The sequence below is a fragment of the Bacteroides sp. genome (genome assembly GCA_036351255.1).
Taxonomy (GTDB): Bacteria; Bacteroidota; Bacteroidia; order Bacteroidales; family UBA7960; genus UBA7960.
Map to the genome: position 1 here is coordinate 60222 of JAZBOS010000128.1, position 24762 is coordinate 84983.

Consider the following 24762-nt stretch of genomic DNA (forward strand, 5'->3'; position numbering starts at 1 on the left):
AAGTAACGTGATTTTTTTTAATTGGGCAAAAAAATGTCAGGGCTTAATAACCTTTATCACCCAGGTGTTTAATGCCATTCCGGAAATAATACGCCATCTTATCATCATCAGCAAAGGGGAGCCCGAGGGTGTGACCAAGGATTTGTTGATATTGGTCAAGGGTGGTGGTGCGTTTTATTGCGGAAAAGACCTCCAGGGGGTTTTCAAAATAACCGGACATATAATACCAAACGGCTTTAAGCGACCCCAGGAGCCTGGCTTCGTTTTCCTTCGTTGACAAGCCTTCTGCGATAAGTTCCTGATGAAAACCGGACAGTCGTTTCCTCTTTTCGGAATATTCAAAGTGGATGCCTTTGATCTCATTAGGCAGGAAGGGATTGATCAAGGCACCCCGGCCAATCATCCAGGTTGATATGTTTGGAAAACGTTGCTGTAATTCCCGGAAACGGGGAATGTGGACAATATCACCATTGTATGAAAGTTTGATTTTTGAAATATCAAGGCATTTCCCGAAGCTATCCAGATCAACTTCTCCGCTGTAAATCTGTGTCCCTACGCGAGCGTGGATGATCAGCAAATGGATGGGGTAATGATTCAATACTTCAAGCACTGAAAGAATTTCTGAAGGTTGAAAATAACCCAATCGGGTTTTTATAGAAAGCTTTAACGGCAATTCCTTGAATACCTTATGAAGTATTTGGTCCAGTTGCTCAGGATAAGGCAGGATACCGCAGCCTCTTTTTTTGCTTGCAATGCGTGAGAATGGGCATCCCAGGTTCCAGTTCAAATGGTCGAATCCTTGCGTGTGGATGGCCTTCCCGAGGAGGATGATTTGACGGGCATCATTGGAAAGGATCTGGGGCACAGTATCAACCAGGTTGGCTGAGCGAGGAAGAAAATCGTAGAGTTTGGCAGGATGAATCCTATCATTTCCCAAACCGGAAACAAAGGGAGCATACATGGCGTTGAACCCTCCAAAATGCCTTTCGAAAGCATTACGAAAAACCTTGGTGGTAAGTCCTTTAAATGGCGCGAAAAGCAATTTGGGATTATTCACGCCACTGAGGTTTGCGCTTTTCAACAAATGCTTTAAGCCCTTCAGGGCCATCGGTTTCAAAAAGACTGGAGAATAATTCCCGCTCCAGTTCAAGGGCCTTTTCAAAACTTAAAACCATGCCCTCCCGACCTAATTTTTTTGCCATTTTAATGGCATTTGGTCCGTTTTTTGCTATCTTATTTGCGAGGGCAATGGTGTTTGGAATCAATTCTGTTGGTTCAAATATTTTCTGCACCAGGCCCATCCTGCGTGCCTCAAAGGCATCGATCATTTCACTGGTGAGCATCAAAAAGAGGCCATTTGACAATCCGCAACGCCGGGTTATTCTTTGAGATCCACCGTAGCCAGGGATGATGCCCAGGCTGGTTTCGGGGAAAGCAAAGCGGGCATCGGTGCTTGCGGTGATGAAGTCGCAGACCAAAGCCAACTCAAAACCACCACCCAGTGCATAACCGTTCACCGCAGCAATTAGTGGGATTTCCAGATCCGCCAGTCGTTGAAGGTTGATCTGGCCCTTTCTTGAAAAATCATAGGCCCGGGAAGCATCGAGGTGCTGCATCTCCGAGATGTCTCCGCCTGAAGCAAAAGCCTTTCCTTCACCAGTCAGGATCAGGGCGCGCAAGCCTTCACGGCAACCAATGGAAAGTACGAAATGGTGCATCTCGAACATCAAATGGTCGTTGAGAGCATTCAAAACTTCGGGGCGGCTGATGGTCAGAATACCCACAGGTCCTTCCTGGTAGTATTTCAGGGTTTTATAATCCATGATTTCGTTTCCTGTTAATGATTACAAAGGAAGTTTAAAAAAAATTAAAATAAAAATATTTAAAATATTCCTGATTAATCAATATATTTTGAAGCTAACCGGGTTTGGTTTGTTGATTGAATGGAACAGCCTGCCATCAGAGTGATTGAACAGGGGATGATTTTTTTTGGACTTCATGACAATTGTTTAAATTTATCCCCTAAAATTTATCCATTCAATTCTTTCATATGAGAGCCCAGTCCATAATCCTGTTTGCTTTTTTGCTGCTTTTTTTCCGACCTTCCTGTCAGGCTGGCAAACCGCTGTCTTATTATCTCCCAGAAGGGGCATATGATTCAACTATTCAATCTCCTGAAACCTATTTCGGGTTTCAGGTGGGAGAATGGCACCTTGATCACGGGCAATTGCTGGCATATTTGCAGTACCTTGCAGAGAAGTCTAACCGTGCCATTCTTTATGAATATGCAAGGTCGCACGAGCAGCGGCCGTTAGTTCACCTGGTAATCACCTCACCTGAAAACCAGCAAAACCTTGAGACCATCCGCCAGAGGCACTTATTGGTTTCTGATCCACAAGTGTCGGGAGACCTGGATATCACGGAAATGCCAATAGTCGTGCGTCTAGGATATGGGGTTCATGGTAATGAGGCCAGTGGGCATAATGCAGCACCGTTGGTGGCCTATTATTTAGTCGCCTCCCAGAGCCCTGAAGTTACGGAAATGCTTAAGCAAACGGTTGTCCTTTTGGATCCATCGTTAAATCCGGATGGACAGGACCGGTTCGCTTCGTGGGTAAATCGTCACCGGAGCCGGGCGTTAAATCCTGATCCGGCCAGTAGGGAGTTTTCAGATGTATGGCCAGGTGCCCGCACCAATCATTACTGGTTTGACCTGAACCGCGACTGGTTGCCTGCTCAGCATCCTGAGAGCCAGGGGCGCCTGGAGGAATTTCACCGATGGAAGCCCAATGTGAATACCGATCACCATGAATTCGGCGGTAACTCAACGTTTTATTTTCAACCAGGAGTCCCCTCGCGCGGCAACCCTCTTACACCAGAAAGTACAGATGAGCTAACCATGGAATTCGGCCGTTACCATGCCAGGGCTTTTGATAAGGCAGGTCAACTATACTATACCCAGGAAGATTTTGATGACTATTATTATGGCAAGGGTTCATCCTATCCTGATGTGAATGGCAGTATTGGCATTTTATTTGAACAGGCAAGCACACGAGGACACCGGGTGGAAACCATACACGGGGTGGTCGACTTCTCTTTACCTGTCCGCAATCAGGTGCTGGTTTCCTTATCGAGTCTGGAGGCTGCTTTTGATCTTCGGATGGAATTGCTTGAACATCAGCGGGAATTCTTTCAGTCTGCCATACGGGAGGCCATTCAATTCCCTGTCAAGGGTTATGTCTTTGGCGATGCATTTGACCAGGGACGCAATGGCTATTTTTTGGGGCTTTTGATGAGGCATCAGGTTGAATTGTATGAACTTCAAGAGGCTGTTACCTTGGGTGAGCATCATTATCAACCCGGGAAGGCCTGGATCGTTCCTCTTGAACAGCCTCAATTCAGGATGATCCGCTCCCTGTTTGAAAGCGTCCATGAGTATGGTGACAGCATATTTTATGATGTATCCACATGGACTCTCCCCTTGGCCTTTAATATTCCGTTTAATGAAATCACTCGTCCCGGACAAATAGTCTCACTTAAAGGGGAACCCCTTCAATATATACCATTGGCTGAAGGATTGATAAAAGGAGGAAAAAGTCATTATGCATACTTGTTTAAATGGGATAACTTCAATGCTCCGAAAGCTTTATATTACCTGCAGAAGAATGGTATCCGGGCAAAGGTTTCTACCCAGCCTTTTACCTCGCAAGTAGGAGAGGAGCAAATAGATTTTGGCTATGGAAGTATTCTGATTCCAATAGAGATACAGGATCAAGGTGGAGAAAAAGTGTTTGAAATGGTCCGGCAGGCAGCATCTGAATCTGGTTTGACCATTTACGCAGCTGGAAGTGGATTGACTTTGGAGGGCATTAACCTGGGAAGTAGTGGTTTTAATAATCTTCAGAAGCCTTCGGTGCTAATGCTTGTCGGGCAGGGGGTTAACAGCCGGGAAGCCGGTGAAGTATGGCATTTGCTTGACCAACGATTTGATATGCCAGTAACAATGGTTGAATTGGAAAGATTCAACAGCCTTGACCTGTCGCACTACAATACCATGGTGATGGTTTCGGGTTCCTATGGGAGTATTGGGTCTTCAGGCAAGGAGTCGCTCGCCCGCTGGTTGCGCAGCGGGGGTACAATTGTTGCCATTGGCAGTGCCAACCAATGGCTGGAAAGCAATGGATTTGTCAAAATGGAATTTAAAAAGGAAGCGGCCGTGGAAGAACCGGTTATGCTTCCCTATAGCCAACGCAGTCAATATCTGGGCGCGAGGCGTAATCCGGGTAGCATTTTCAGGGCAAGGCTAGACGTGACTCATCCCATAGGGTATGGATACCACCGTGAACAAATCCCTGTTTTTATCGCGGGGAATAGCTTTGCAAAACCTGACAGCAGTGCTTTTGCAAATCCCCTCATTTATGAGAAAGATAACCTGATGAGCGGGTACATTTACGAGCCTAATCGGCAGTTGATCGAAAATTCTGCTGGAATTCTTATCAACAGCAGTGGCAGGGGAAACATCATTTCCTTTATGGATAACCCCAATAGTCGCGGATTTTGGTTTGGGACGAGCCGCTTGTTTATGAATGCCCTGTTCTTCGGGCCTATCATCAGGAGATAAACTGGATGGTGTTGCTTTATGGCTGCTCAATTTGACCATCAGCATACCTGGCAAAGCGCTGGCTTTCCCTATCGTGAACATTGTCGTAGCGGGGCCAGGGCCATCCGCCAAATTGGGTTCTCCTGAAATCGCTGATGGCCTGATGGATCTCTTCCTGGTTATTCATCACAAAAGGACCATATTGGGCAACAGGCTCTGCAATGGGCCTGCCCTGTAAAAGGAGCATGCGAGCTTCCTGTTTCCCGCTTTGAATGATGATATCCAGATCACCCAACAATTCAATGGACTGGTAGTTTTCTACTTCTATGCCCGCAATGGTGATCGAATCACCCTTGTAGAAATAGAGGGAACGTTCAGTTTCGGGAGAAGCCGCAGGCAGTGTCCAGAAAGCCCCCGCTTCCATTTTGATGAGCCATATGGCTACTTCATTTTGGGGTTTGGAAGCCCATGAGTCAGGAGCAGGTGCAGGAGCTGCAGAATCCCCCAGCCGACCAGCAACAAGGGTAACTTCCGTTTCTTTTCCCGAGGAATCGGGTTGTTTTACTTTTGGAATTTCCTGGTCCCAAAGCATTTTGAAATGCGGAGCAGCAAATTTATCTTTTCGCGGAAGATTGATCCAGATCTGAAAAAGCTCCAGAGGGTTTTCCTTCTCTTTATTGAGGAGGGGAAACATTTCGCAATGTTGTAATCCACTACCGGCAGTCATCCATTGAACATCTCCATTCCCATAACGGCCTGCAGCTCCATGTGAATCGCTGTGGTCTACAAATCCGTTAAGGACCACGGTCACAGTCTCAAAACCTCTGTGAGGATGCGCTGGGAAGCCGGGAATGGTTTCCCCGTGATACATTCGCCAACCATCTTTCAGGGTAAAGTCCTGCCCCAGGTTACGTCCCGCCAGCGATGCATTGGGTCCCATCTGATCGTTGGCCGGAGGGTAGGCATCAGCATGATGCACGCAGAATAAAAACGGGTCGCGGGTATCCCACATAAATCCCAGTGGCCTGATGTTGATAATGGCTTTGTTGTACATAATTATAAGATTATGGTGATGCTTTAATTTTTATAGGGATATCGTGAAAAGAAAGTTAGCGCATTTTTTACTGTTTTTCGCAGCTTCAGGTTTCTATATGGAAAAATAAGAAAAATTTAGAAAACTATAAAAGGTCTTTAAAAGCAATAAATAACATGAAAAATTTACCAATCGAAATAATTCCCGCCTTAAGGGGGGAATTAAATCGCTTTTCAATTAAAAAGGTTCTATTAAATGTTGTTTTATTCAAATCTTCTTATTAATTTTCCGAACCATAATCTTTCTATGACCCTCCCACAAAATATTTATCCGGGAAGATTATTATCGGTGTTTTTTCGAAAGTTAAAAGAGACCTTTCAGGCGATTCACTAATCTTCAGGGCATGAAAAAGAAAATCTTATTGTTTACGGGATCCCTTTTTATGGCTTTTATAAGCATGGCAATGACCCAATTGGAATTCCCATTTATTCAAAATGAGGATATTCAGGGAGGAGAAAAACAAATTGTGCACGAGAATTTTAATGACCCGGTTTTTCCGCCTTCGGGTTATTTGAATCAGGCCTTGGTTGGTTTGGCTGTTTGGGAAAACAAATTAGAGGGTGTTTTGCCCACAGCCTTTCCTGAGGATGGTAATTTTCTTATATCTTATAACACCTTATATGATGGTGTATCCGGGAGTTCTGCGGCCCTGATCACGCCTCTGATCACGATACCATCATCGGGCTACCGGGTTCGGTTTTCAATGTATCGCGACGGAAGTTTCCCGGATGCCAGTGATCGCATCGAAGTGCTGGTCAATAGCAAGGCCATGATAAATGGGGCCACTAGCTTGGGGGTGGTCCACCGCAGCATTGCCCTTTCGCCTGTGGTTCCCACTGAAGGCTGGTTTTACTTCGATTTCCCCATTCCTCTGACCGGTGATATTTACCTGATCTTTAAGGCGATTAGTGGCTTTGGGGCCAACCTGCACATGGATGCATTCTTTGTGGAGCAGATCACTCCAGGCCTTCCTTCCCTGGGAGTAATCCCACCGGCTATCGATTTCGGATCTGTGCCGGTGGGCTATGATGGTGAATCAAGGAACATCAGGCTGTGGAATGTCGGTGAGGGAAACCTTATCATCAACCAGGGTGACATCGTCCTTTCCGAGACTGGTGCAGGGGCCTATACACTGAGCGAGATCAGCTATCCCATTGAACTTGGGAATTATGAATCATTTGATATCGGGCTTGGCTTCTTGCCTGCCTCCGCCGGGGCTCATAATGCCCAGCTGCAGATTGCTCACAACGGGGAAAACACGCCCACAGCTGTTAACATCTCGGGGGAGGGGTATGAACCCCTGGAGTATTTTTTTGAACAATTCGATGGGGTTGTGGCACCATTTTTGCCTCCTACCTGGAGAAAGATCATACAGTCAAGCGTTGACAACGCCTTTGTTGGCACCTATACCCTGGCTGACCCCAATTCGCTGCCCAATCACCTCAGGATGGACAATGCGGCAGATGCAGCGGCTCAACTTATGCTGGTAAGTCCAGCAGTAAGTGGTTTTGATGTAAACTGGCTCGGGTTCAGCGTAAAAACTTTTTCCCTTAATCAGTTGTTGAAAATCGGCACCCTTTCCGATCCGAGAAACCCAGAGACCTTTGAGGAGATCGAAAGAATTATCATACCAGCCTATACTTACAACAGGTTTTACCTTTCGCTGCAGGAATACACCGGGAGCAACAAATACATTGCTTTCATGCACGGACTTGGGGGCAGCAACCGTTCCATTTACCTTGATGATGTGTTGTGGGAGCCTATGCCGCCCGACCCAATGTTTAGCGTTTTGCCCTCAAGCAAGGATTACGGAGATATTATGGTGGGTGCATCGGCCTTACAAACCTTTACGCTCACCAACACCAGCGGTGGTATTCTGACCATACATCCGGAAAACATTGTCCTTGGCGGTGATGACCCAGGAGATTTTATCCTTTCCAGTCTGACTGAGACTATAAACCTTTCTTTCGGGCAGACGGCCACCTTTTCCGTTTCCTTTGTACCACAGAGTCCCGGGGACAAGACTTCCATCATCCTCATTGAGGATAACCTCAGTGGCAAGGTCCTTCATCAGGTCCCGCTCAGCGGGAGGGCTTATTCCGGGATGGTAACTGAATTTCCATGGACAGAAACCTTTGAAGATCACTCCTTGTCGAGGCCTGCCTGGACGCAGGTGAAGGTAGCAGGCAATGCTAGTTGGACCTATTCTACTGGCTCTTCTGGAGGATTAATTACAACAGCATACGAGGGGAGTAAGAATGCACGATTTGTTTCGGTTGCCGGGTCCAGTTCTCCCATTACCCGGTTGATTACCCCCTTGTTAGATCTTACAGGGATGGCAGCACCTAGTTTAGTCTTTTTCATGGGACAGCAGGACTGGAGCGGTGACCAAAATGAAACCAAAGTTTTTTACCGTACGAGCGAAATCAACCCTTGGGTTCAGCTGGCCCATTATACTGAAAATATCAGTTCATGGACTCAGGAGATGTTGGCCCTTCCCGAGCCTTCGGCAAGTTATCAGCTTGCTTTTGAAGGGATCAACAATTATGGACGGGCTAATGTCCTGGATCTTGTTTCGGTTTGTCCTGAACTGTTGCCAGTAAGCGTGAGCATCACAGCCAGCCAGACGGAAGTCTGCCAGGGCACATCGGTGACCTTAACGGCAACGCCAGTGAACGGCGGCAGCAGTCCGGTTTACCAATGGAAAAAGAATGGGGCCAATGTTGGCACAGGTGGTCCAACCTATGCCTACACCCCTGCCAATGGAGACCAGGTATGGGTTGTAATGACCTCCAGTGAGACCTGCACCACGGGTAACCCGGCCACCAGCAACACCATTGGGATAATCGTTAATGAAAACCCCGTCGTTTCCTGGAATTGGCAACCAGCACCTTTATATCCCTGGGATAATCCCATTACCTTAAGTGGGGGTTTGCCTTCCGGAGGCCAGTATACAGGACCAGGGGTTTCCTCAGGGGTCTTTTACCCCTTGGTTGCGGGTCCTGGAATTCACACTCTCATCTATACTTACTCGAGCACTTCTGGTTGTCAGGGAAGTGCCCAGGTTATGATTGAAGTTTTGGAGGCACCAGATTGTTCCTCACCCACAAATTTGGCTGCATTTGATATTACATTTAATTCAGCACTTTTGTCCTGGACATCAGGAGGTAATGAAACCCAGTGGCTGCTGGAATGGGGTTTGTCTGGCTTTAGCCCGGGAATTGGTTCTGGCAATCAGGTGACGATTTCGACGAATCCGGAATACAGTTTATCTGGATTATTGGCCTCGACTGATTATGAGTTTTATGTGCGGGCGATTTGTGCCGGTGGTATAACCAGTGGATGGGCTGGCCCTTATGAATTTACCACACAACCATCGCAGGAAGAAGTTTCTTGCCCGGGAAATATGTCGGTGTGCATTTCTGAATCTATATTTACCCTTACTGGGGCAACACCCGCTGGCGGTGTTTATGAAGGATCCGGTGTTTCAGCCGACCTATTTGATCCCTCAGTGGCAGGTGTTGGATCACATTTAATCACCTATACTTTCCAGGGCAGCGTTTGCCAGTTTACGATTATTGTTCAGCCTGCTTTGCCTGTGAGTGTTACAATTTCGACCACTCAGACTGAAGTATGCCAGGGAAGTGCTGCAACATTCACGGCAAGCCCTGTAAATGGTGGAAATTCACCTCAATATCAATGGAAGGTTAATGGCAATAATGTGGGATCAAATAGCCCTTCTTTTGCTTATACCCCGGCCAATAACGATCAGGTATGGGTTGTAATGACTTCAAGTGCAGGATGCACATCAGGAAACCCTGCCACCAGCAACGCCATTACCATGACTGTGAGTCCACCACTTCCCGTCAGTGTTAGCATTAATGCCAGCCAAACTGAAGTTTGTCAAGGAACCGTCGTGACCTTTTCTTCTAGCGTTGTTAATGGAGGTAGCTCTCCTGTTTATCAGTGGAAGGTTAACGGGAATAACGCAGGATCTAACAGTTCTTCGCTGGCTTTTACTCCAGTAAATGGGGATCAGGTTTCTTTGGTCTTAACTTCAAGTGCATCTTGTGTGTCAGGAAACCCAGCCACCAGTAATACCATTGAAATGGTGGTTCATCCTTCTATTCCGGTAAGTATTAATGTAGTTTCTGATTATACCGAGGTTTGCGAAGGGACCACTGCCTATTTTATTGCTTTACAAACCAATGGAGGAACACAACCTGCCTACCAATGGAAAGTCAATAACGAAAGCATGGGAACCAATAGCCCAGTCTTTTCTTATGTGCCTGATGATGGTGACCAGGTCTGGGCTGTTCTGACTTCCAATGTCCAATGCGCAGTCAATAATCCGGCTACCAGCAACACCCTGGAGGTTACTGTGCTTCCGAAACCTGAAGTGAGTTGGGTTTGGGAATATGAATCTGTCTGTATCCAGGTGGAATCCCTGCCGCTCAGCGGAGGAACTCCTGAAGGGGGTTTGTACAGCGGTCCAGGTGTTTCAGGAGCCCTTTTCTACCCGCAACAGGCAGGCCCGGGTTGGCATACACTTTCCTATACAATCACTGATGATCAGGGTTGTTCAAATAGTGCACTGGCGGATATCTTTGTTGATGCGTGCACGGGAATCAGTGAAGGCCTGGAAAATTCTGATTTTACTATTTACCCAAATCCAGCCAGAAATCAGATTAATGTCCGTCTTGAAAAAGATGCCATTTTACTCCAAAGGATTGTTGTTCTTGATATTCAGGGGAATTTCGTTTTGGAAATTGAAAAACCTGAAGCAAGGAGAGTCTATACTTTGGATATTCGTTCTCTTCCCAAAGGAGTCTATTTTATTCATTTCCTTGGGGAAAAGGGATTGCTTAGAGGAAAATTTGTGGTAATGTAATTTTTTTCAATGTTTACCGGGGGCTCTTTTTCCATGTTATCTTTGAATAGCATTTAGAATTAGTAATTCTGGAATCAAAGGCTCAAGTTTTATTTATGCATTAAAACCGTAGTTTATGAAAAAACGTTTACTGTTTTTCGTAAGTTTCGCATGGCCTGTCATTGCGCTTGTTGCCAATGAGAGACCCTTAGGAGAAAGGCCAGGCCTACCGAAAGCTCTGACCAATGTTTCTGTTACCACCTCAACCGATTACGTGGCTGGTCAGAATAACCTGATTGCGTTTACGCTTTCTTTTTCCTCACCTGACTTTGAATATGCGGATGGTTTTGAAATTTCTTTCCCTAACGGCGTGGTCCCTACCCAAGCTGGGACTTCCACCGTTATCGGGGATATTGAAAGTGAGATTTCACTAAACATTCCCGTTTCCGGGCAAACCATTTCCTGGGGAACCATTCCCGGGGGATCTCAATTTGGTGACTTATTTCCCGGAAGCTACCAATTTTCAGTGAATGTAAATGTGGAACCGGATTTCGCCGGTTCAATCATAGCCAGTTATACCTTGCATGGGGATACTTATGGCAGTCAGCCTCATATTGTTTCCGGGGACGTAATTATACTTGCTCAGAATGCTCCAAGGCTTCCTTCGAACCCGATCCCTGCCAATTACCAAACCAATGTCAGCCTGGATGGGACCCTGAGCTGGGATTTCGGGAATAATACCCAGACCTATGACCTTTGGTTTGGACCGGAGGGTAACATGATCAAAGTGGTATCAGGGGCTTCGGCCGGGGTTTCTGGCAGCTACACTTATTCTGGATTGAACCAAAATACCATTTACCAATGGCAAGTCATGGCGTTCAATGCTAGCAAAGCCTTTACCAATGGGCCGGTTTGGAGTTTTATTACAGCCTCAGGGCCCGTTAGTCAATTCCCCTACCTTCAGAATTTTGATGGAACCTGGATTGGGGATCCCGCTGCTCCTGAGAGCTGGACGGTAATCAATGGCGATGGGGATGATTTTACTTGGACCCAGGCCAATACCTACATTGAACCCACGCCATCTGAACCCTATGCCGCTCATGGAATGGGAAATCAAAACGATTGGATTATTTCACCAGCCTTGGACCTTTCCAGTGATTATGTCACCCTTAAATGGTTTGACAAGGTGGAAAGTGAAACCCGGATAAACTCATACAAGGTTTTGGTTTCTACGACTACCCCAGATATCGGTTCTTTTACCCATGAGCTGGCAGATATTATTTGTAACAACACCGAGTGGACTCAGCACGCTCTTTCGCTGGGAGATTTCTTCGGTCAAACGATTTACGTGGCATTTTTTCAATATTTTTCAGGCGCAGAGAACTGGGGATTCGGTATCGATGATTTTGAACTGGAACCTTTCCAAACCTGCCCCTTGCCTGTTGACCTTTCTGCTTCCGCCACTACCTATGAAAGCGCCCTCTTGGGCTGGTCTTCACAGGGAGCTGCGGTGTCCTGGAACCTGGAGTGGGGTCCGGGCAGCTTCTCACAGGGGAATGGCACCCTCATCACAGGGATTCCAACAAATGCCTATCTTCTTGAAGGTCTTGATGGAGAAACACTTTATTCATTCTATGTTCAGGCGGTTTGCGGAGAGGGTTTCTCCAGCCCATGGGCAGGCCCCTTTAGCTTTACTACTGAGCCGGAGCCTCCAGAAGTGGTTTGCCCGGGAGACCTCACAATTTGCGAGGCTGCTGATGCTTTTCTGCTTACCGGTGCTACCCCATTAGGGGGTTCCTACGAAGGACAAGGGGTTGTGGAAGGTATGTTTAATCCAACAACGGCTGGTGCAGGTGAACATATCATCACCTATACCTACCAGGGGATTAGCTGCGAGTTTACCGTTACCGTGACTCCCGCAGTTACGGTCAGCGTGAGTATTTCTGCCAATCAAACGGATGTTTGCGAAGGCAGCCCGGTAACTTTCACGGCCAGCCCGGTCAATGGTGGAACATCACCCGTTTTCCAGTGGAAATTAAATGGCCAGGATGCTGGAAATAACAGTCCGCAGTTTGCCTTTGTTCCTTCCAACAATGACCAGGTATGGGTTATTTTGACTTCAAGTGAATCCTGTGCTTTTGGTAGTCCTGCCACTTCAAATATTCTTACCATTGGCGTCCATCCTTATCCAAGCGTTTCCTGGGAATGGGGGGTTGAAACCATTGCCATCACGGATGCACCGGTAGCCCTGTCAGGAGGACTGCCTTCAGGAGGCATTTATTCGGGCCCTGGGGTCTCTTCCGGATTCTTTAATCCTGCTGTTGCGGGTTTGGGAACCCATACCCTGACTTATACCTATACCTCACCTTATGGCTGTGCTGGTTCTGCTGCTACAGAGGTTGAAGTGACCGGAGAGCCCCCTGTTTGTGTTATCCCAACCGGTTTGAGTGCAGAAGATATCACCCAGGTTTCTGCCACTTTGCTGTGGACTCCCGGAGGAGATGAAACCGAATGGAACCTCCAATGGGCTGAGGGTTCCTTTTCCCCGGGAGGGGGTACCCTCGTTTCAGGTCTGACCAATAATACTTTTCCATTAAGCGGTCTTAATGCAGCAACCCAATATTCCTATTATGTTCAGGCTGTTTGCGGGGAGGCTAATGTGAGTGCCTGGGCAGGTCCATATGGTTTCTCTACGGAACCTGAGCCCCCGGAAGTGATTTGCCCGGGAGATATGGAAGTTTGTGAGGCAGCTGCACTTTTCGCTCTGACCGGAGCCACTCCTCCGGGAGGGGTTTACGCAGGCCCGGGCGTTTCTGCAGGATCTTTTGACCCTGCCACCGCTGGGCCGGGAAGTCATTTGATTACCTACACCTACCAGGAGGTTTCCTGCGAATTTTACATAACGGTGATCGAAGCACTGCAGGTGAGTGTAGCCATTTCTTCCGACCAAACGGAGGTCTGCGATGGGACATCCGTGACTTTTACTTCGGTGCCTGTCAATGCAGGGGATTCGCCTGCTTTCCAGTGGAAAGTGAATGGGGAGAATTCGGGAAGCAATAATCCTGAGTTTTCTTATGTCCCCCAAGACGGTGACGAAGTACTTGTTATTTTAACTTCCAGTGAAAGCTGCACATTGGGAAACCCCGCCACCAGCAATACCATTGCAATGACGGTGAATGAAATACCTTTGGTGACCTGGGATTGGGAATATGAAACGGTTTGCCTGCAAGTACCCTCTCTTCCTCTGACAGGGGGCGATCCTCCCGGGGGAGTGTACAGCGGACCCGGAGTAGAGGGTGATTTGTTCTTGCCCCAAACAGCCGGAGTCGGCACGCACACCCTGACCTATTCCTATACCACCCCCGAAGGCTGTTCGGCAAGTGCAACCAAAGAAATTCTGGTAGATGCTTGCACCGGTCTCACAGAACACCAGGTCCAGGAAGGCATTCTGGTTTATCCCAACCCCGTCTCTTCAACACTGACGCTGAAGGTTATTGATTCCAAACTGGCTTTGACCCGTTTTCTGATGATTGACCTGAGCGGAAAAGAAGTGGTTTCCATTGAACTGAGTCCTTCTGAAACCCTTCGAGTTATTGATGTAAGCCATTTACCCCAGGGAATCTATTTTTTCCAGCTTATCGAAAAGCAAAGTGTTTATTCGGGACGCATTGTGGTGATTGATTAAAGTTGAATTATGCTTAGCTTTGAAATAAAAAAGGAGTTTTATGCTATATAAAGCGAATCCAGCCCGCTACGAGGGCATGCAATACAACCGCACAGGCCGCAGCGGTCTCCTGCTCCCGGCCATTTCCCTTGGCTTATGGCATAATTTCGGAGGCGTTGACCTCTATGAAAATGGCCGCCAGATCATTCACCGCGCCTTCGATGCCGGCATTACCCACTTCGACCTGGCCAACAACTATGGCCCACCGCCCGGCAGTGCCGAAGAAAACTTTGGCCGGATGCTGGCTACCGATCTAAGGGCTTATCGCGATGAACTGATCATCTCTACCAAGGCTGGCTACCTGATGTGGCCCGGACCTTACGGCGAATGGGGCTCGCGCAAATACCTCCTCAGCAGCCTCGATCAGAGCCTCAAGCGGATGAAGCTTAAATACGTTGACATCTTTTACTCCCATCGCCCTGATCCCGACACTCCCCTCGAAGAAACCATGATGGCCCTTGATCAGGCGGTTAGACAGGGTAAAGCCTTGTATGCCGGCATTTCCAGTTATTCTGCTGAGCAAACGGCCCAAGCCGCTGAGATCCTTCGCCAGTTGGGAACACCCTGCCTGATTCACCAGCCCCGCTATTCCATGCTCGATCGTTGGGTGGAGGACGGATTGCTCGATACCCTTGAACAATATGGCATTGGCTGCATTGTCTTTTCGCCCCTGGCCCAGGGATTGCTTACCGACCGCTACCTGAAGGGAATTCCAGCTGATTCGCGTGCCGGAAGGCCTACCGGTTTTCTTAGCCCTGAACAAATCACTGAAGACAAAATGATGGTGATTAGAGCGCTCAATGATATTGCCCATAATAGGGGACAATCCCTGGCCCAGATGGCTATTGCCTGGCTGCTGAAAGACAAACGGGTCACCTCGGTACTCATTGGCGCCAGCAGCGTTGACCAGCTCAATCAAAACCTCGAAGCCCTCAATAACCCCTACTTCGATGAATTTGAACTCAGGCAAATCAATGAAACGCTTGCAAATTTTTAATTAAAGATTTGAAATCTGAAGTTTTGGGTTGAGGGTTCAAGGTTCCTGGTTTCAGGTTTCTGGCGTCCGAATTAGCCAGGTAATCTGCTCATCCTTCAATCCTCTTTTCTTCAGATTAGCCTGCAATTATTTTGCATTATTCTGTATCAATCAATGTATCTCCACGAATCCAAATTATCCAGGGGATAGATTGGCCGCGGAACATGCTCATAATGGAGTGAGGTAACATCGGTACTGCTCAGTCCCGGGCTCATTACGTTCACCGTTTTTCGGTTATACAGGATATACCGGTAACGGAATGGGAACAGGTTTTTGACCACTACAATATCGGCTTTCCAAAGCGAAAGGCCCAGGTCCTTGTAGTCGGCCGTGTAGCGCGAGGCAATGGGCAGTTCAGCCAACACCATATGGATGCCATCATGCTTGATGATCAGGGTTTTCCCATAGCTGGTCTCTTCCTTGAAGATGATCTCACCACTGTATTGCAGGGGTTGATTGTAGACCGTGTCGATCTTTCCCCCGACGGTGAGGCTCACCTGATCACCTATGTTATAGTTCCAGGCTTCCCTGGCGGCCTCTTCATCGCGCATAGTGATGTATGAGGTCAGTTCGGGGCCTTTCTCTATCAGGGTTTTCAGAATCCAGGTGCTTTCCCCAGGGGTTCCAGTGCCTACTGCATCCGAAACATCGCAAAATACCAGTGTGCCAAGGCGGCGGGCAAAACCTTTCCTTCGTGCGATTTCAACGGCTTCCTCAGGGGAATTGCCTTCAGGCTGGGGGACATCTCTTACGGCCCAGGCCATATCGGCCAGCTCATCGGCCTTTTCCTGCGCCAGCTCAGGTTTGCCATCGGCAATGGCAAGGGTGGTATAACCCAGTTCAGGCCCATCGATCCAGATATGCACCGGGAAAAAGGAAACTGATAATACCCCGTCATCCTTTTCCATCTTTTTCATCTGACGGAAGATCTTGCGGAAAGGAGAGAGGAAATCAATGTTGATTCCGCCGCCTTTCAGCAAGCGCATCTTGTTCATTACCATCACGGGTTCAATTTCCCCGCGCATGGTGCGAATCAGCAATTCCCCACTTTTGAAGCCGGTTTTGCTGTGGTCACGATGAGGGTTAGTCTTATACCCAACAATGATATCTGCGCAATCGACCCTGCGTTGGGTCACGTTGGCATGAAGATCGAAACTGACAGCAATGGGCACAGCTGGTCCAACAAGTTCCCTTACAGCCTCGATGATGTCTCCTTCCGGGTCGTGCATTCCCTGCACCCCCATGGCCCCGTGCAACGAGAGGTAAACGCCATCCACCCTCGGTTGACCTGCAATACCTTCGAGGAGGATGGTTTTGATATGCTGATAAAACACACTATCTACTGGGCCACCTGACATTGATTTGGCGTGCACCAGTGGGATGGCCTCAATACTTTCCTTGCCCAGCTTTCTAACCGCCTTCAGGAAGCCTGACAGCTGCTTTTTCTCTGCGATGCCTGATGCCCTGGCATCTTCACCATAAAACAGGTGATCGGCCCTGAAATCGCGCTCCTTAGTGATCACCGGTGAAAAGCTATTTACCTCGTGCATAAACTCGGCATAAACAATCGTCAGGGTCTCCTTTGAACCTGCTGCGGGCTTTTCGTTTTCACATCCGGTAAGGAGGGATGCCAGCAATAAACCTGAGAAAAGGAATCCGGAAGATAGTATTGAGAATCGTTTCATGGAATTTCTTTTTTGCAAAGATATTTTTTCAGTAAATATTTTCACCCGAAAAAGACAATAAAAATAGAGCCTCGATTTTTCAATACCAGCTTCAGGGCTGTCCTTCCGGTAAAATTTAAGTTTTTGTTTTGAAAGAAATCGGAGTAAAAAGGGTCGGGTCATCGTCATAGTTAATACGGAGTTTATTCGGTTTAAACCGAATAAACTCCGTATTAACTCCGTATTAACTATTATTGTGGTATTATAATTCACTGATAATAAATAAGATAAAATCAGTGAGAATTCTGCCTGCCAGGAGGATTTTGGGAGTGAGGCGGAAAGCCAGGGCAAAAAAATTGCGGGCATACAACCCGTGGTTATATGCCCGCAAATGAATCGGGTAGAAGCGCTTTGATTAATATTCAAGCGCCCTTGGCAGTTCTTTAGCCTGGGCAACCCAGTCTTCAACTTCTTTCAGGGCAGGGGTGCGGCGAACCAGTTTTTTCTCCAGGTTCACTTCTTCCATTTTTTTAGTAAGATTCTCGGCATTGCGCTGGCCCAGTTCGGGAACGGTATCCACGCCGGCAGCTTCCAGCAGTTCAGCAAACTCAGAGCCAATGCCCTTGATGCGATATAGGTCAACCATATTGGCAAACTTCAGTACTTTTTCTTCGCTAATGCCGGTTTTTTCGGCCAGTTCCTTTCGCTGTTTCTTCGTTTTGGCATGTTCCAGCAGACCATCGGTGTTGTTAACGCCTGCTGCGCGGAATTTCTCACCCAATGCTGGGCCTACGCCTTCTAAATCTTCAATTTTGTAATTAGCCATAATCGTAAGTTTTTTAATTAATTAAGTGAACGATAAAAGGTTCAGTTAAAGTTTTAAATGATTGCGAAGGATAAATTTAATGAAATTCTCTTTAAATAGAAAAAATTTCTGAAAGAACACGGGTTTTTTCAACAATTTCATTTTTCTGATCCGCATTTCCGAACCGATGAATTGTACTGGATTTTACAGGTTCTTGTTTCCCCAAAGGGGTGTTTTTATTTCCTATGAATTTGCTAAAAACCACCCGAAAGAAGAGCGGTTGACAGGGGTTAAAATTCGGACTGCGAGGGATAATAATTTTAATCCGGGACTTTAATGGTGTTAAATGTTTGTTTAGTTGCTGGTAATATTTCTTACCTTTGGGGCTTTCAAAAAATCTGATGTTATGTATTCTTTGCTGGAAGGGATTGATAATATCAGGCTGAACTTTAGCGAGGGCAGCCTGCTGTTTATGAATATAACCCTGGCCGCCATTATGTTTGGCGTGGCCCTTGAAATCAAAATTCAAAACTTCAGGGATATCCTTAAGTACCCCAAATCGTTCATGTTGGGGGTGGGTTCACAGTTTGTGGTTTTGCCGGCACTGACTTTTCTGCTGGTGATCCTGCTGAACCCGCCGCCATCGGTGGCCATGGGTATGATCCTGATCGCTGCCTGTCCCGGGGGGAATATTTCCAATTTTATTTCTTCGCTGTCGAAAGCCAATATAGCCCTTTCCGTGAGCCTTACAGCCTCAGCCACCCTTTCGGCCACCCTTATGACCCCCCTGAACTTTGCCTTGTGGGGAGGGATGTATGTGCAATATTCAGCAAGGGCCATGCACCTGAATATTCCTATTGAAATTGACTTCGTGCAAATGGCCCAAACGGTTTTTATCCTGCTTGGGGTTCCCCTTCTATTGGGGATGTATGTGGGGAATCGCTTCCCGCAGTTTACCAAAAAATATCTGAAACCCATCAAGATCGGCTCTGTGATACTGTACCTGAGCTTTATTTTTGGCGCCTTGTACGCAAACCTGGAACATTTTGCCGGGAGCATCCTGCCCATTGGCATTTTGGTGTTGCTTTTAAATGTCGTGACTCTTTCCAGCGGTTTTCTTGTTGGGACCATTGCCAGGGTCCCGCGGGCTGACAGGAGGACCCTGAGCATTGAGACCGGGATTCAAAACTCGGGCCTTGCCCTGATCCTGATCTTTAATCCCAAATTGTTTGATGCCAATGGTGGCATGGCCTTTATGGCAGCCTGGTGGGGTATCTGGCAAATGGTCAGTGGATTGTTATTGGCCGCTTTGCTCTCGAGAATAAAAATGCCGGTAGCACAGGAGGCTAAGGTGCCCGTAAGGAATGAAAAATAGGTTCCTTATTCATTTTAAATCCTTACCGGGATCCCTTTCTTTTTCAGAAAAGCTTTAATTTCGGCAATACTAAGCACCCCATAATGGAATATCCCTGCAGCCAGGGCAGCATCCGCTTTTCCGGTGGTGAATGCCTCTTCAAAGTGCCCGGGATTGCCTGCGCCACCTGAAGCAATGACGGGAATGTTAATTTTTTCTGAGACTTCCCGGGTAATTTCCAGGGCGAACCCCTGGCGTGTTCCATCAGAAGTAAAGGAAGTCAGAAGAATCTCGCCTGCACCTCTTTCATAGCATGTTTTGGCCCAGGGAACTGCCAATAGCCCGGTGGAGCGGGTGCCGGCATGACTAACAACCTCCCAGCCCTTTTCAGTGAGTTGGGTATCAATAGCAACTACAACGCATTGTGAACCAAACCTTTTGGCAAGTTCTGAAATAAGGCCATGATTAACAATGGCCGAAGTATTTATGGAAACTTTATCGGCCCCGGATGCCAGCAAAGTTTCAACCTGCTGTGGGGTATTGATACCTCCCCCCACAGTAAAGGGAATGCTTATGGCCTTTGCCACTTCCTTCACCACCTTAACAAATGTTTCGCGACCTTCCAGTGTAGCAGTAATGTCAAGGAGGGTGAGTTCGTCGGCCCCCTCTGCTGAATATATTCTTGAAAGTTCAACCGGGTCACCGGCATCCTGCAAATTTTGGAAATTTACACCTTTAACGGTGCGGCCATTCTTAATGTCAAGACAGGGGATAATACGTTTGGTGAGCATTGTTAATTTGTTTGGGGTTTAAAGTAGGAGCTCAAGGTGCAAGGGGAATATTCCCATCACTAAACATTGATTTACAATATGTTATGATGAAAATTTGATATTTCCTTCGTAAATGGCCTTACCCACAATGGCACCGCAGCAGCCTATCAGGTCGAGCTTTATTAGTTGTTCCTGTTCGGATACGCCTCCACTGGCGTTGAGCTTTATGCCGGGAAAGCGGTCAAGCAACTCTTTGTAAAGCTGGTATGATGGTTCTCCAAGGGTGCCATCGCGGTCGATGTCGGTGACAGTAAAGTATTGAAAACCTGATTTTAGCAGTTTTTCAATCACAGAAAATATTTCCAGTCCGGAGTCTTCTTGCCAGCCAGATATTTTTACCTTATTTTCAAGCACATCCACCGAGGCAATGAGGCTTTCAGCACCATAACGGGCGATCCACTCAGGGGCTTGTTCCATCTTTTTAATCAACAGGGTTCCCAGGTTTACTTGTTTTGCCCCCCGGTCTAATATTTCCCTGATATGCTGCTCTGAGCGAATTCCTCCACCAAAATCAACCTTAAGGTTTGTGCCCTGGCATATCTTTTCAAGCACACCCGAGTGCATGGGCTTGCCTGCTTGTGCGCCACTCAGGTCGACAAGGTGCAGGTGTTCAATGCCGGCCTCTTCAAAAATCCTGGCCTGCTTCAAGGGGTCGCTGTTATAAACCTTCTTATTGGCAAAGTCTCCTTTCGTGAGTCGCACGCATTGCCCATCGATAAGGTCAATGGCGGGTATTAGTTTTATTGACATGGTCTAAAGATTAATGAAGTTTTGTAAAAGGCGCGAGCCTGTTTCTCCGCTTTTCTCAGGGTGAAACTGCACACCGAAGAAATTGTCTTTTTTTGCTGAAGTGGTGAAAGGTATTTCATAGACTGTTTTGGCCATGGTAACTGAACCCAGTTCTGCATAGTATCCGTGCACAAAATAAAAATAGCTGTTTTGGGGAATACCCAGGAAAAGCGGGTTGTCAATGAACTCAACTGTGTTCCAGCCCATATGGGGGATCTTCTCGCTTATCTTAAATTGTTTAACCTGAAAATCGAACAGACCCAGACCTGTTGTAGGGCCTTCTTCCGATTCCATCCCAAGCAGTTGCATGCCTAAACAAATGCCCAGGACAGGTCTTTTGAAATCTTTGATAAATTGATCAAGGCCTCTCAGGGAAAGGTTTTCCATGGCATGGGTAGCGTGCCCAACTCCCGGGAAGATCAGTTTGTCGGCTTTTTGAAGGGCTTTCTTGTCATCACTGATAAAACTCTTCACACCCAGCCGATCAAGGGCGTTTTGCACAGAGGCTACATTGCCTGCGCCATAGGATACTATTCCAATGCTCATCATTTTTGGGTTTTAAATCACTCCTTTGGTGGTTGGTAGCTTGGTTCCTTCTTTCTTTATGGCTTGACCCAGCGCTCTGGCAAAGGCTTTAAAAATGGCCTCGGCTTTGTGGTGTTCGTTTTTGCCTTTGGCTTTAATATGAATATTGGCGCCAAGGGTGTCGGCAAGGGAGCGGAAAAAATGGGGGAGGAGCTCAGTGGACATATCACCGATTTTTTCTCTTTTGAAGCGGGCTTTCCAAATAAAGTATGGCCTTCCTCCCAAATCGAGCAGCACTTTGGCCTGGCAATCGTCCATAGGCAGGGCAAAGCCATACCTGCCAATGCCAGCCTTATCGCCCAAAGCTTGCTTGAGGGCCAGGGCCAGGGTAATGGCCACATCTTCAGCACTGTGATGCTCATCAATGTGCAGGTCTCCTTGACAAACTACAGATAAACCCATTCCGGAGTGCCTTGCAATCTGCTCAAGCATATGATTCAGAAATCCTATGCCCGTATCTATTTTTCCTTCAATGGAACCGTCAAGATCAACGCTGACCGAAATATCAGTTTCTGAGGTCTTCCGCTGCACAGTGGCCTTCCTTTTGGGCTTCAGAAAGTGATATATATCCTCCCAGCTTTGGGTGGTCAGCACGGCCTCCGCTGAAGGCTCACCGTTAAAGAAAATGGGGCGGGCGCCCAGATTAAGAGCTAGTTGGATATCGGTTTTCCGGTCACCGATCACATAGGATTCGGCCAGGTTGTAATCCCCATCAAGATATTTGCCAAACATATCAGTGCCGGGCTTCCGGGAAGGGAGCTTATCTTCATCAAAGGATCGGTCAATCAGGATGTCAGAGAAAGCAATTCCTTCGCCTTCCAGGGTTTTCAGCAGGAGTTGCTGAGGTCCGGTGAAGCTGTCTTCAGGAAAAGATGATGTCCCCAGCCCATCCTGATTGGTAGCCATAATAAACTCATAATCCAGCTCCCTGGCAATACGACCCAGCCAGGTAAAAACACCAGGCAAAAATTCAAGCTTTTCGAAAGAATCAATTTGGTAATCAGCGGGTTCCTTTATCAGGGTGCCGTCGCGGTCTATGATTAGAAGTTTCTTCATTTCCGGATGGTTAGAAATTTTTAAGGGCATTTATCAATGTTTGGTTTTCAGTTTCAGAGCCTATGGTAATGCGAAGACAGCCTGCACAACCCGGTTGGGTGCTGCGGTCGCGCACAATTATGCCTTTTCCTGTCAGATATTGATATATTTTATCGCTTTCGGGAAACTTTACTAACAAGAAATTGGCTGAAGAAGGAAATACTTCCTCCACAAAAGGGAATTTCGAGAGGCATTCTGAAAGCAAACCACGCTGTTCAATGATTTCTTCAACTCTTTGTCGAATGACCGGGGTTTGGGTTAATGCGATTATTGCTGCTTCAATGGAAGGCTTGCCAATGTTGTAAGGGAACTTCACCCTGTTCATAACCTGAATGATCTCAGGCGAAGAAAATGCCATCCCAATACGGGCCCCGGCAAGTCCCCAGGCTTTTGACAGGGTCTGCAATACCACCAGGTTGGGGTAGAGGTCGATCCAGGGCAGAACAGACTGCTCAGGGCAAAAATCAACATAAGCTTCATCCACTACCACAATCCCTTTTGATTCCTCAATGATTTGCCTGATCATTTCAGGGCTTTGCACATTGCCTGTAGGGTTGTTGGGGTTGCAGATAAAAGTCAGCTTAGGGCTTCCAGCCTTGTTTTTTTCTTCAAAGTCATTCAGGTTAATGCTGAAATGCTCATCCAGCAACGACTCGATAACCAACACATCATTTACGGCGGAGCAAACGCCATACATACCATACGTTGGAGGAAACACCATTGCTTTGTCTTTTCCAGGCATACAAAATATTCTGAAAAGAAGGTCCACGGCTTCGTCGCTGCCATTGCCAATGAAGATGCGGTCAGAATCTATTCCTTTAGCCCGACTTATTTGATTTCTTAGATCCGGTTGCAAAGGCGATGGGTAACGGTTAATGCCTGGCATCAGCCCCGGAGGTGCCTCAGGATTTTCGTTTGCATCGAGCCATACAGAACCTTCCCCTTCAAACTCATCGCGTGCCGAGGAGTAAGGTTTCAGTGAGCGGATATTGGGTCGTAACAGGTTTTCAATCATAACTACAGAGTTGAACTAATCAGGGTTTTGTCTTACCTCAACAGCGCGTGCATGGGCTTCAAGGCCTTCGGCTCGAGCCAAAAGGCTGGTTGCCCCGGCCAGGCGCTCCAGCCCTTCGCGGGTGGCTTCCTGAAATGTGATTGTTTTCATAAAACTAAGCAGGTTCACCCCGCTCCAGTTGCGTGCAAAGCCCGAAGTGGGCAGGGTATGGTTGGTGCCGCTGCTATAGTCTCCCAGGGATTCGGGCGTGAAATGCCCCATAAAAACGGAACCGGCGTTCTCCACTTTAGGTTGTAAGGCTGCCGGGTTCTTTACCGCCAGAATGAGGTGCTCAGGTGCATACTCGTTGCTGATCTCAATGGCTTCTGATAGGTCTTTTACCAGGATTGCGGTGCTTTTTTCCAGGCAGGCTGCGGCTATTTCGCGACGTGGAAGGGTGGAGAGTTGCTTGTTTACCTCGTTCATGGAGGCCGTCATTATTTCTTCACTGGTGGTCAGCAAAACCACCTGGCTGTCAGTTCCATGTTCCGCCTGTGAGAGCAAATCGGCAGCCACAAAGGAGGGATTGGCACTCTCATCGGCGATGACCAGCACCTCGGAAGGCCCGGCAGGCATATCGATGGGTATTCCCATGGCACCAAGCTGCACCTTAGCCTCGGTAACATAGCGGTTGCCAGGTCCAAATATCTTATCAACCTTTGGTACGGTTTGTGTTCCGAAGGCCATGGCAGCAATGGCCTGCGCCCCACCCAGCCTGAAGACACGGGCATTAAATAGGCTTAACGTGTAAAGTAATTCGGCCGCAGGCTCTGGGGGTGTGCAAATGATCAGTTCTTTACAGCCTGCAACCAAGGCCGGCACAGCCAGCATCAGCACTGTGCTCAACAAGGGTGCTGTACCACCCGGAATATACAACCCAACCCTTTGGAGTGGCCTGAACTGCATACTGCAGAATACGCCAGGCTGGGTAACCAGGCTAATGTCTGCCGGCATTTGTGCTGCATGAAAGCGCTCAATGTTCTGCCTGGCAAGCGCTATGGCATCTTTCAGGTCCTGGGTTACCAATTCTGAAGCTGCATTCATTTCAGCTTTTGTAACTTCCAGATTATTTCCTGAAAACCGGTCAAGTTCTCTGCTAAGTTGAAAAAGTGATTCGTCTCCTCCGGTCTGCACCTGTCTGATAATGTCCTGCACCCGTTGCCGTAAAATGGGATCATGCTGCAAGGGCCGTTGCAGGTTTTGCGCCAATTTTTCTTTTGAGTGATATTTAAGAATGCTCATTTTATTAACTTGTTTTTGTGT

At 47.5% G+C, this 24762-nt stretch carries 16 protein-coding genes; 5 read left to right on the top strand and 11 right to left on the bottom strand.

Annotated elements, in window-relative coordinates:
• Positions 1–43: 43 nt before the first annotated feature.
• Both V2I46_12610 and V2I46_12615 read right to left on the bottom strand, forming a co-directional pair.
• Positions 44–1057 carry a tRNA-dihydrouridine synthase family protein gene (locus tag V2I46_12610; protein ID MEE4178338.1) on the bottom strand — a complete coding sequence of 338 codons (1014 nt, stop codon included), beginning with the start codon at positions 1055–1057 and terminating at the stop codon, positions 44–46.
• Entirely contained in the window at positions 1050–1823 is a 774-nt protein-coding gene (locus V2I46_12615) for an enoyl-CoA hydratase/isomerase family protein (protein ID MEE4178339.1), read from the bottom strand. The genes V2I46_12610 and V2I46_12615 overlap by 8 nt, the downstream gene beginning before the upstream one ends.
• 227 nt (positions 1824–2050) lie before the next feature.
• Here V2I46_12615 and V2I46_12620 point away from each other — a divergent pair, with 227 nt between their 5' ends.
• Complete coding sequence (locus V2I46_12620) at positions 2051–4621, top strand: M14 family zinc carboxypeptidase (protein MEE4178340.1); 2571 nt, start codon at positions 2051–2053, stop codon at positions 4619–4621.
• Positions 4622–4637: 16 nt separating this feature from the next.
• On the opposite strand, the gene V2I46_12625 is transcribed toward V2I46_12620, so the two are convergent.
• Positions 4638–5654 carry a pirin family protein gene (locus V2I46_12625; GenBank protein MEE4178341.1) on the bottom strand — a complete coding sequence of 339 codons (1017 nt, stop codon included), beginning with the start codon at positions 5652–5654 and terminating at the stop codon, positions 4638–4640.
• Positions 5655–6036: 382 nt separating this feature from the next.
• On the opposite strand from V2I46_12625, the gene V2I46_12630 reads away from it, so the two are divergent.
• The 3 genes from V2I46_12630 (at position 6037) to mgrA (ending at position 15284) form a co-directional block, all read left to right on the top strand.
• Positions 6037–10584, top strand: coding sequence for a choice-of-anchor D domain-containing protein (locus tag V2I46_12630; GenBank protein MEE4178342.1), 4548 nt, complete (start codon positions 6037–6039; stop codon positions 10582–10584).
• Between the two features lie 115 nt (positions 10585–10699).
• Positions 10700–14248: a choice-of-anchor J domain-containing protein gene (locus V2I46_12635; protein ID MEE4178343.1), complete on the top strand. Its 3549-nt coding sequence runs from the start codon at positions 10700–10702 to the stop codon at positions 14246–14248.
• 40 nt (positions 14249–14288) lie between these two features.
• Positions 14289–15284 carry an L-glyceraldehyde 3-phosphate reductase gene (gene mgrA / locus V2I46_12640; GenBank protein ID MEE4178344.1) on the top strand — a complete coding sequence of 332 codons (996 nt, stop codon included), beginning with the start codon at positions 14289–14291 and terminating at the stop codon, positions 15282–15284.
• Positions 15285–15430: 146 nt separating this feature from the next.
• On the opposite strand, the gene V2I46_12645 is transcribed toward mgrA, so the two are convergent.
• Together V2I46_12645 and V2I46_12650 are read right to left on the bottom strand one after the other, a co-directional pair.
• The gene (locus tag V2I46_12645; protein MEE4178345.1) at positions 15431–17008 is read right to left on the bottom strand and encodes a M81 family metallopeptidase; all 1578 of its coding nucleotides are present in this window, start codon (positions 17006–17008) and stop codon (positions 15431–15433) included.
• A 394-nt stretch (positions 17009–17402) separates the two neighbouring features.
• The gene (locus tag V2I46_12650) at positions 17403–17813 is read right to left on the bottom strand and encodes a DUF4332 domain-containing protein (GenBank protein MEE4178346.1); all 411 of its coding nucleotides are present in this window, start codon (positions 17811–17813) and stop codon (positions 17403–17405) included.
• Positions 17814–18198: 385 nt separating this feature from the next.
• Between V2I46_12650 and V2I46_12655 the strand changes: the two genes are divergently transcribed.
• Positions 18199–19167: a bile acid:sodium symporter family protein gene (locus V2I46_12655; protein MEE4178347.1), complete on the top strand. Its 969-nt coding sequence runs from the start codon at positions 18199–18201 to the stop codon at positions 19165–19167.
• Between the two features lie 14 nt (positions 19168–19181).
• On the opposite strand, the gene hisF is transcribed toward V2I46_12655, so the two are convergent.
• The 6 genes from hisF to hisD form a co-directional block, all read right to left on the bottom strand.
• Entirely contained in the window at positions 19182–19937 is a 756-nt protein-coding gene (gene hisF, locus V2I46_12660) for an imidazole glycerol phosphate synthase subunit HisF (protein ID MEE4178348.1), read from the bottom strand.
• 81 nt (positions 19938–20018) lie between these two features.
• A complete protein-coding gene (hisA, locus tag V2I46_12665) occupies positions 20019–20726 on the bottom strand; it encodes a 1-(5-phosphoribosyl)-5-[(5-phosphoribosylamino)methylideneamino]imidazole-4-carboxamide isomerase (GenBank protein ID MEE4178349.1) in 708 nt (235 codons plus the stop codon).
• Positions 20727–20729: 3 nt separating this feature from the next.
• Complete coding sequence (gene hisH / locus V2I46_12670) at positions 20730–21311, bottom strand: imidazole glycerol phosphate synthase subunit HisH (GenBank protein ID MEE4178350.1); 582 nt, start codon at positions 21309–21311, stop codon at positions 20730–20732.
• A 12-nt stretch (positions 21312–21323) separates the two neighbouring features.
• Positions 21324–22406, bottom strand: a complete 1083-nt coding sequence (gene hisB, locus V2I46_12675; GenBank protein ID MEE4178351.1) for a bifunctional histidinol-phosphatase/imidazoleglycerol-phosphate dehydratase HisB — start codon at positions 22404–22406, stop codon at positions 21324–21326.
• A 10-nt stretch (positions 22407–22416) separates the two neighbouring features.
• The gene (hisC, locus tag V2I46_12680) at positions 22417–23460 is read right to left on the bottom strand and encodes a histidinol-phosphate transaminase (GenBank protein ID MEE4178352.1); all 1044 of its coding nucleotides are present in this window, start codon (positions 23458–23460) and stop codon (positions 22417–22419) included.
• A gap of 15 nt (positions 23461–23475) precedes the next feature.
• Positions 23476–24741 (bottom strand): histidinol dehydrogenase, encoded by a 1266-nt coding sequence (hisD, locus tag V2I46_12685; protein MEE4178353.1) that lies wholly within the window; start codon positions 24739–24741, stop codon positions 23476–23478.
• Between the last annotated feature and the right edge of the window lie 21 nt (positions 24742–24762).